Raw genomic sequence first — 8,018 nt, 5'->3', positions numbered from 1 at the left:
TCTTCTTCAGGCATTCCAGGCTTAAAGACACGGTCTACCTGCCAGTTTTGGATAACGGATTCTTTGTTTGTCCAGTAATCCACCGCCAGTCCTGCCAGATATGCCGCACCCATGGCTGTGGTCTCCACGCAGTCCGGACGGTGTACCGGCGCCCCGATCATGTCCGACTGAAACTGCATCAGGAAATTATTGGCACTCGCTCCTCCATCCACTTTCAGCGCCCTCACTTCAATGCCGGAGTCCGCTTCCATCGCTTTTAAGACATCGTTTACCTGATAGGCCAGAGATTCCAGGGTTGCCCGGATGATGTGGTACTTATTGACCCCTCTTGTGATCCCCACAATGCTGCCTCTTGCATATTGATCCCAATAGGGGGCACCCAGTCCGGTAAAAGCCGGAACCACATAACATCCATTGGTATCGTCCACCTTTCCAGCCATGTATTCAGAGTCCGAAGCCGAATCGATGAGGTGCAGTTCGTCCCGCAACCATTGTATTGCGGCTCCAGCCACAAATATAGACCCTTCCAGGGCATAATTAACCGTTCCGTTTAGTCCCCAGGCTATGGTAGTAACCAGACCATTGCTGGAAAATACAGGCGTCTCTCCCGTATTCATCAACATAAAGCATCCCGTTCCATAGGTATTTTTGGCTTCCCCTGCCGTAAAACAGGTCTGACCAAATAATGCTGCCTGCTGATCACCGGCTGCTCCCGCTATGGCTATCTCTCCGCCAAAATAAGATGCATCTGCCATTCCGTATACACTGCTGGAAGGTACGGGCTTTGGCAGCATATTAACCGGAATCTGAAGTTCCTCCAGAATCTCTTCATCCCATTCCAGATCTTTTATATTAAAGAGCATGGTCCTGGAGGCATTGGAATAATCCGTCACATGAACGAGGCCTTTCGTAAGCTTCCAGATTAGCCATGTCTCTACCGTGCCAAATAAAAGTTCTCCCCGTTCCGCTCTTTCTCTGGCACCCTCTACATTGTCCAGAATCCATTTGATCTTCGTAGCAGAAAAATATGCATCAATAATCAGACCTGTTTTTTTCCGGTAAACTTCTGTCAGCCCCTTTTCTTTTAAAGTATCACAGTATTCAGACGTTCTTCTGCACTGCCATACGATGGCATGATACACAGGCGATCCCGTTTTCTTGTCCCAGACGATAGCTGTCTCTCTCTGATTCGTGATACCTATCGCTGCAATATCCGCCGCAACTGCACCAATTTTAGACATTGCCTCCACCGCAACACCTAGCTGGGATGACCAGATTTCATCTGCATCGTGCTCCACCCAGCCCGGTTTTGGGAAATACTGTGTAAACTCCTTTTGTGCAACACTGCAGACCTCTCCTTTTTCATTGAATAAAATACAGCGGTTGCTTGTAGTCCCGGCATCCAGTGCCATAATATATTTTGCCATATCCATTACCTGCACATTTTAATAATCAAATGTCCCTTTCTGTTATCAATACCCGTTTGCTATATTTTAACATACCGATTCTGGTGATTCAAGCGCCATTGCCAGAAAGCAATTTTCAAACTCACTCCAGGAAACCGACGTCAATTACTAGTGCCTCCCGGCGTATTTACGGCACTACCATAATAACGAAAAAGGCAGCCCCTGCATCATTGATAATGCCTTGGCTGCACTTATTCCAGTCATCATTACACAGATATCATGTAATGCTGTCAGAAAGCAAATTTAATTTGTTATCCGTTAATTCAACAATTCCCCAACGTTTAACCGCCCCCAACCCTGTTGGTAGTGCGGGCGTCCAATATCATCGCAGGTCTCTTTCAGCTTCATTTTCACTTCCACATTTGTCATACCCGGAGAACTGCACAAAAGCAGTGCTACAGCCCCGGAAACGATAGGCGTAGCCATGGAAGTTCCGCTTTTGGTACAATAGTATCCATTTCCTGCCACCTTCATATTGCTGCAGGAAACTATTCTGGAGCCGGGCGCTACAACATCCGGCTTACAGACACATTCCCTTGTGGGTCCTCTGCCTGAATAGTACAGCTTTTCGTTATTATAACTTCCCACCTTCATAAAATCGTCGGAAGATCCTACCGTAATTACTTTTTTACTATTTCCGGGCGCTGTAATAGACATTGGATCCGGCCCCATATTTCCGGCGGCAACCACTACTACAAGTCCTGCATCCCATGCCCGTTCCACGCTGTCCACCAACTTAAAATCTGCGTCATTTCCTTCCCCTTCCGTACCTACGGAAATGTTTAAGATTCGAATATTATACAGTTCTTTATTTTGAATGACCCAGTCAATTCCATCTAACACATCTCTTCTGTTTCCGCCGCCTTTACGATCCAATACCTTTAAGGACATGACGTGACATGCTGGCGCAATGCCTCTGTATCTGCCGCCGGACATTTTTCCATTCCCGGCAATAATTCCTATGACGTGGCTTCCATGGGAACAGTCGTCATACATAGACGCTCTGCCTCCCACGAAATCACGGAAACAACAAATTCTATCTCTATAATCCGGGTGCGGATAAACACCCGTATCTAATACCGCCACTCCAATCCCCTGGCCCAATATGCCTCTGCGGTGAACATTTTCTACATTTACTGACAATCTGGCACGATTCATTTCGCTTTACCCTTTTTTACCAGTATACGTAAAAATAAAAAGGTGGCTACTCTTCTTTCTTTTTCCGGTGAGTTACAAAGTACATCATGCCGGCTCCGAAAGCCACCATAAAGATAGAGATAAATTGTGATGTTGACAGCATTCCTACGTTCCCTCTCGGATCATTACGGAAAATTTCAACAATAAATCTCCCCACACCATATAGTATCAGATACATGCTGATGACTTTGCCGTCTTTTTTCTGCTTCCGGGCATACCAGATTAAAAATCCGGCTATCAGGAAATCCCCCAGGCTGGAGAAAATCTGGGTAGGAAGCAAAGATACCCCATTCGGAGCAAATTCTGAGTTACGGAATACAATTCCAATTGGACAGTCCGTTTCCCGTCCATAGCAGCAGCCCGCAAGCAGACAGCCAATCCTTCCAAATCCTTGTCCAATGGAAACAGAGGGTACAATCAGATCCATATACTGTAAAAAATTCAGCTTTTTAAATCTGCTGTAAACATAAAGAATGAGAATTCCCCCAATAATGCCTCCATATACCACAAATCCGTAAGCCAGGTCCGACCACATGTTTTTGGAATGGATGATACTGTTCCATTCTGTTATAATGAATAGAATCTTTGCCCCCAGCATTCCGCCTACAATGCAAAGCAATCCCATGTTAAATACAATATCCTTATCTAATCCATGCTTTTCTGCCCTTTTCATGCCAATCAGTATGGCAGCTAAAAATCCAATTCCGATCATTAAACCATAGCCGTGAATAGTGATTGGTCCGATTGAAAATAAATCCGGTCTCATTTGTTCTACCTCTCTTCTGTCTCAGTATAAATATTAAAATCCTGTAAATGTTCACTCCCTCCACAGTTACAAGACTTGCATAATATGATAAGTATAACATAGGAATCACTTTTTTCCCATATCTTATTAAAAAACATTAGAATTGGAGATCATATGCCCAAAATAGAAATGCAAAACAAAATATACTCGAACGACTTCTATGATCTTGTCGTTGCTTATCAGGGTGCAGAAGAAAATCTTTCCAGAGACTTTCCCTTATTGGGGTCTCAGACGGTAGGCGGGGGCTATGCGATTTTACATGTGGATAAGACATTATTTCCAAGCAGCATCCTCTCTACCGTAGGATACACCACCATTCCGAAACTGTATACTACATTGGACAGTACCAGTCTGGAGGTATCCGGTATCTTAAGGACACAAAATCAGCCTATTTTGAATCTAAAAGGAGAAAATATCCTGATGGGCTTTATCGATACCGGCATTGACTATACCCTGGACACCTTTCGAAAGTCTGACGGGTCAACAAGAATTCTCGGTATGTGGGATCAGACAGAACGAACCAATGATCCGCCGGATGAGCTATTCTATGGCAAAATATATACACGTGAGGATATTAATACCGCTCTTGCATCTGATAATCCCATAAGTATCGTTCCCGAAACCGATGAAAACGGACATGGTACCTTTGTTGCCGGTGTTGCCGCCGGCAGCGCAGACCCGGACCAGGATTTTGTAGGGGCCGCTCCTATGAGTGATATTGCTGTTGTGAAATTAAAACCCGCCAAACAGAATTTAAAGGACTTCTTTTTTGTAGCCGACGATGCACTGGCATTCCAGGAGTCGGACATTATGACAGCTGTCTACTATCTCTATAATCTGGCAATTGACAACAATCTGCCCCTTGTGATCTGCATTGCCCTGGGCAGCAATCAGGGTGACCATTCGGGAGCATCCTTCCTGGACAGTTTTGTATCCTATTATTCCAACTACACCGGTATCTTCTGTGTGGTAGCCGCAGGTAACGAGGCTGGTATGGGACATCACTTTTACGGTAAAATTGCCGGGGAAAACCAATTCCAGACAGCGGAAATTCTGGTTGACAAGGATACCAAGGGATTCTCCCTGGAAATATGGGCACAGGCGCCGGAGCTGTATTCGGTATCCGTCACCTCACCACTGGGTGAAACCATTCCCGCTGTTCCCGCCAGACTTGGTCAAAGCACGGTTGAACGTCTGGTTTTGGAAAAGACAGTCATTTATATTGATTATGAAATTGTGGAATTCACAACAGGGAGCCAGCTGATACTGGTAAGATTTGAAAACCCCACACCGGGCCTTTGGAATATCAGCGTAATAAATAATATTTTTATAAACGGTATCTTCCATATGTGGCTGCCTATAACAGGACTGATTCCGCCCGGAACCGTATTTTTAACTCCAAACCCGGATACTACGCTGACTTCCCCTTCAGCGGCGGATTCCGCAATAACCATCAGTACTTATAATGCCTACGACAACAGCCTTTTTATTAATTCCAGCCGGGGCTATACACGTACCGGAGACATCAAGCCGGATATTGCCGCCCCTGGTGTCAATGTATACGGCCCCACCGGAACCGGAAGTTATTCTCCCAGAACCGGCTCCAGTCTGGCAGCTGCACTGGCAGCGGGTTCCGTCGCACTCTTGATAAATTGGGGCCTGACCAGATATACGCCTCATGTCCTTAGTACCCAGGAAGTTAAAAATTTTCTGATCCGCGGTGCCGACCGGTCTGAGAACATGCTTTATCCCAATCGGGAATGGGGATATGGAACCTTGAATGTATACCGAATCTTCGAAATTTTAAGGTAAAAAAAAATTTTTTTAAAATTGTGTAACCCAAACAAGCCTCCAGACATATCATGAAGTGTAATCAAAATTATCGGAGGAAGATAAATGAGTGATTTAGCAGCAACAAATTGTGGATGTGGATGTGAAGAAAGAGGATGTGGATGCAACAACGGATGTAGCAATGGATGTGGCGGCGGATTCGGCGGCAGCTCTTGCCTGTGGATCATTATCCTTCTTTTCTGCTGTGGCGGATGCGGCGGCGGATTCGGCGGCGGATGTGGAAACGGCTGTGGCGGCGGATGCGGCGACAACTCCTGTATCTTAATCATCTTATTACTGCTCTGCTGTGGCGGATGTGGATCTCTTTGCTAATTTCCACGAAAGCCCCCATTATGGGGGCTTTTTTCAATTACAGGCAAACGCCCACCCTTAGAAGCGCCACCGCACATTGGGGGAAATTTATTTCTAAAGCAGGAGGCGCAGCAGCCTGCGCCTGCCCGTATATTATTTTTTTAAATCTTCTTTTTTGCTAATTTTATCCGCCTTATCCTTATCTGTGTTTTCTCTATTTAATCCGTCAGCCTTTTTTACCTGCATACATTCATCATCCACTTCGTAAAATGCATTACCATCTATAACAATATGACGCGCCATTTTGTATCCTCCTTTATGAACTATACATATAATATATGAGAATTTGCTCCCATCTGTCATACTTCCCTGATTTTACACATATATTTTTTCAAAACACATTGGCAGGAAAATATGGAAGAATATGCTGCACCGCCTTTAACAGCCATCGACCAGATCGCAAACGGAAATCAACTCCAGATGTTAAAAGCAATCATACCATATGTAGAATTCAAGAATCAAAAATTTCTGGCGTTATATATTAAGGTCCTGGAACTTGGTAACATCCTTACATTTTACGAAGATTCCGATTCTCCTATGAAAGCGTGTTCTATGGAGAATACATCATTTTCTCCAAAAGATATGCTAAATGACATGCGAAAATATTGCAGTGGTTCCCAAAGAGAAATGCTGGATAATTGCCTGAATCTCCTGAATACCATGGAACTAATTGAGACCTATAAAGAAATGTTCAGCCAGAGCGACAATGGTGGTGACGGAGAAGGACAAAGCCAAAATCCCATGGATTTTGTTATGAACATGCTCTCTCCGGAGCAGCAGTCAATGTTTGAAACCTATAACACAATGTTTGATTCAGAAGGAAAGTGAGGATTTTATGAGTAGTAATGATTGGATGAATAACCCGGCACTGAAAGATATTGATAAATCGAAGCTGGAGATGTTTATGGCACTTGCAGACCAGTCTTCCGGAAAGTCTCCGAAAGAGCTGCTGCCATTTCTGCTGGCGACCGCATCCCGGACAAAGTCTCAGGGAAAGGGTTTTGCACCCGAGGAAGTTGACTTAATTATAGAGGTCATGAAACAGGGAAAGCCGAAAGAGGAAGTACAAAATATTGAAAAATTACGTAATATGATGAAGATGATGCGTTAGAACATATACATCACCCAGTATTGGCAGTGCATTTCCATAGTCTGAAATGAAAAGCTTAGAACATATTTTAAAAGGCTCTGGTGAGAGATCAGGAAACGGAGGCTTTATGGTCTTAGTGATAAAAAGTAACAAAAAGAAGCGGGCAGGGAATCTTTCATTTCCCTCCCGCTTCTAGTGTCTCCCGACGTAAATACGCCACTATACAGCACCCGCTGCGCCGTCGCTTCACAAACTTTTTATCATCACCCGCCGATTTGTACATACAGCCCGCAGGTCCTTGCTACCTGAGCCAGCATTTCCATATGCTCATTATCCGGCGGTACCAGATGCCTTAATGTATAATCACGTTCCAGACCCTCGTATTTATCCTGCCCCAGCCTGTGATACGGCAGCAGATGAAGCTGCTCAACTCCCGGGAGAGTTCTGGCAAACTGGGCGATCTGAAGTATCTCTTCCGGTGTATCGTTAAAAGTCGGGATAACCGGAACCCGGATTATCAATTTCTGGCCCTCTGCCGCTATTTTTCTGGCATTATCAAGAATCAATTCATTTGGCTGTCCGGTGAACAGTTTATGTTTGGCACTGTCCAAATGTTTAATATCCATTAGAAACAAATCCAGAAACGGCAGTATTTTCTCTTTGATGATTTCAAATTTTGCAAATCCGGTGGATTCCAGAGCTGTATTCATCCCGTAGTACTGCGCTGCCTGAAATAAGGCAGATGCAAATTCAGGCTGGAGCAGTGACTCTCCTCCTGAAAGTGTAAGACCTCCCCCGGAACGCTTAAAGTGATAGGTGTCTTTACGAACCTCTTCCATTACTTCTTCCACGGTAGCATCCCTGCCGATTACTTTTTCCCTGCCATCCTGCATCATAGTCTGAATCTGGAAGCTCTGGGATTCCGGATTGCAGCACCACTTGCAGCGAAGGGCACACCCTTTTAAGAATACAATTGTCCGTATTCCGGGACCGTCATGAATGGAATACTTCTGTATATCAAATATCCGTCCTGTCTGTTTTAAAAATTCTTTTTCCATATTAAAATCCCTGCATCGTTCTGTTAATAATATCATCCTGCAGCGCTCTGGACAAAGTCGTAAACAGGGCACTGTATCCGGCAACCCTCACCACCAGGTTTTTATAATTTTCCGGATGAGCCTGTGCGTCCAGCAGCGTTTCACGGCTTACTACGTTGAACTGCATATGCATTCCCTTCTGATCGAAAAACGCACGGATC

Annotated in this window: 10 protein-coding genes; 4 read left to right on the top strand and 6 right to left on the bottom strand. The window is 44.7% G+C overall.

Translation table 11 applies throughout. From position 1 onward, the window contains the following. The 3 genes from glpK to ACH2DQ_RS15030 all read right to left on the bottom strand — a co-directional run. The coding region (gene glpK / locus ACH2DQ_RS15040; RefSeq protein WP_395027293.1) for a glycerol kinase GlpK at nucleotides 1-1,427 on the bottom strand (1,427 nt) is incomplete at its 3' end. Between the two features lie 297 nt (nucleotides 1,428-1,724). Further along, on the bottom strand, nucleotides 1,725-2,624 hold the full coding sequence (locus ACH2DQ_RS15035; protein WP_394915773.1) for a S8 family peptidase: 900 nt from the start codon (nucleotides 2,622-2,624) through the stop codon (nucleotides 1,725-1,727). Between the two features lie 46 nt (nucleotides 2,625-2,670). Continuing rightward, nucleotides 2,671-3,429 carry a prolipoprotein diacylglyceryl transferase gene (locus tag ACH2DQ_RS15030; protein ID WP_394915774.1) on the bottom strand — a complete coding sequence of 253 codons (759 nt, stop codon included), beginning with the start codon at nucleotides 3,427-3,429 and terminating at the stop codon, nucleotides 2,671-2,673. A gap of 153 nt (nucleotides 3,430-3,582) precedes the next feature. Between ACH2DQ_RS15030 and ACH2DQ_RS15025 the strand changes: the two genes are divergently transcribed. Both ACH2DQ_RS15025 and ACH2DQ_RS15020 read left to right on the top strand, forming a co-directional pair. Further along, nucleotides 3,583-5,280 carry a S8 family peptidase gene (locus ACH2DQ_RS15025; RefSeq protein ID WP_394915775.1) on the top strand — a complete coding sequence of 566 codons (1,698 nt, stop codon included), beginning with the start codon at nucleotides 3,583-3,585 and terminating at the stop codon, nucleotides 5,278-5,280. 84 nt (nucleotides 5,281-5,364) lie between these two features. Further along, nucleotides 5,365-5,631, top strand: a complete 267-nt coding sequence (locus ACH2DQ_RS15020; protein ID WP_394915776.1) for a chorion class high-cysteine HCB protein 13 — start codon at nucleotides 5,365-5,367, stop codon at nucleotides 5,629-5,631. A 132-nt stretch (nucleotides 5,632-5,763) separates the two neighbouring features. Here the strand turns inward: ACH2DQ_RS15020 and ACH2DQ_RS15015 are convergent, their stop codons facing one another. Further along, nucleotides 5,764-5,913, bottom strand: a complete 150-nt coding sequence (locus ACH2DQ_RS15015; RefSeq protein WP_394915777.1) for a hypothetical protein — start codon at nucleotides 5,911-5,913, stop codon at nucleotides 5,764-5,766. Between the two features lie 111 nt (nucleotides 5,914-6,024). Here ACH2DQ_RS15015 and ACH2DQ_RS15010 point away from each other — a divergent pair, with 111 nt between their 5' ends. Beyond that, on the top strand, nucleotides 6,025-6,498 hold the full coding sequence (locus ACH2DQ_RS15010; protein ID WP_394915778.1) for a hypothetical protein: 474 nt from the start codon (nucleotides 6,025-6,027) through the stop codon (nucleotides 6,496-6,498). A 7-nt stretch (nucleotides 6,499-6,505) separates the two neighbouring features. After that, nucleotides 6,506-6,781 carry a hypothetical protein gene (locus ACH2DQ_RS15005; RefSeq protein WP_394915779.1) on the top strand — a complete coding sequence of 92 codons (276 nt, stop codon included), beginning with the start codon at nucleotides 6,506-6,508 and terminating at the stop codon, nucleotides 6,779-6,781. A 242-nt stretch (nucleotides 6,782-7,023) separates the two neighbouring features. Here ACH2DQ_RS15005 and ACH2DQ_RS15000 read toward each other — a convergent pair whose 3' ends face one another. Further along, on the bottom strand, nucleotides 7,024-7,818 hold the full coding sequence (locus ACH2DQ_RS15000) for a glycyl-radical enzyme activating protein (RefSeq protein WP_394915780.1): 795 nt from the start codon (nucleotides 7,816-7,818) through the stop codon (nucleotides 7,024-7,026). Nucleotide 7,819: 1 nt separating this feature from the next. Next, a partial coding sequence (locus ACH2DQ_RS14995; protein ID WP_395027288.1) for a glycine radical domain-containing protein occupies nucleotides 7,820-8,018 on the bottom strand: 199 nt, incomplete at its 5' end.

It is taken from the genome of Robinsoniella sp. (assembly GCF_034124845.1).
Note: the sequence above shows the minus strand (reverse complement) of the source record. Positions and strands in the feature narration are given on the sequence as shown.

What these genes read in the sequence shown, in the direction of transcription:
- ACH2DQ_RS15025 (WP_394915775.1), top strand. Translation starts at nt 3,583, where the DNA reads ATGCCCAAAATAGAAATGCAAAACAAAATATACTCGAACGACTTCTAT.
- ACH2DQ_RS15020 (WP_394915776.1), top strand. Translation starts at nt 5,365, where the DNA reads ATGAGTGATTTAGCAGCAACAAATTGTGGATGTGGATGTGAAGAAAGA.
- ACH2DQ_RS15010 (WP_394915778.1), top strand. Translation starts at nt 6,025, where the DNA reads ATGGAAGAATATGCTGCACCGCCTTTAACAGCCATCGACCAGATCGCA.
- ACH2DQ_RS15000 (WP_394915780.1), bottom strand. Translation starts at nt 7,818, where the DNA reads ATGGAAAAAGAATTTTTAAAACAGACAGGACGGATATTTGATATACAG.
- ACH2DQ_RS15030 (WP_394915774.1), bottom strand. Translation starts at nt 3,429, where the DNA reads ATGAGACCGGATTTATTTTCAATCGGACCAATCACTATTCACGGCTAT.
- ACH2DQ_RS15015 (WP_394915777.1), bottom strand. Translation starts at nt 5,913, where the DNA reads ATGGCGCGTCATATTGTTATAGATGGTAATGCATTTTACGAAGTGGAT.
- ACH2DQ_RS15005 (WP_394915779.1), top strand. Translation starts at nt 6,506, where the DNA reads ATGAGTAGTAATGATTGGATGAATAACCCGGCACTGAAAGATATTGAT.
- ACH2DQ_RS15035 (WP_394915773.1), bottom strand. Translation starts at nt 2,624, where the DNA reads ATGAATCGTGCCAGATTGTCAGTAAATGTAGAAAATGTTCACCGCAGA.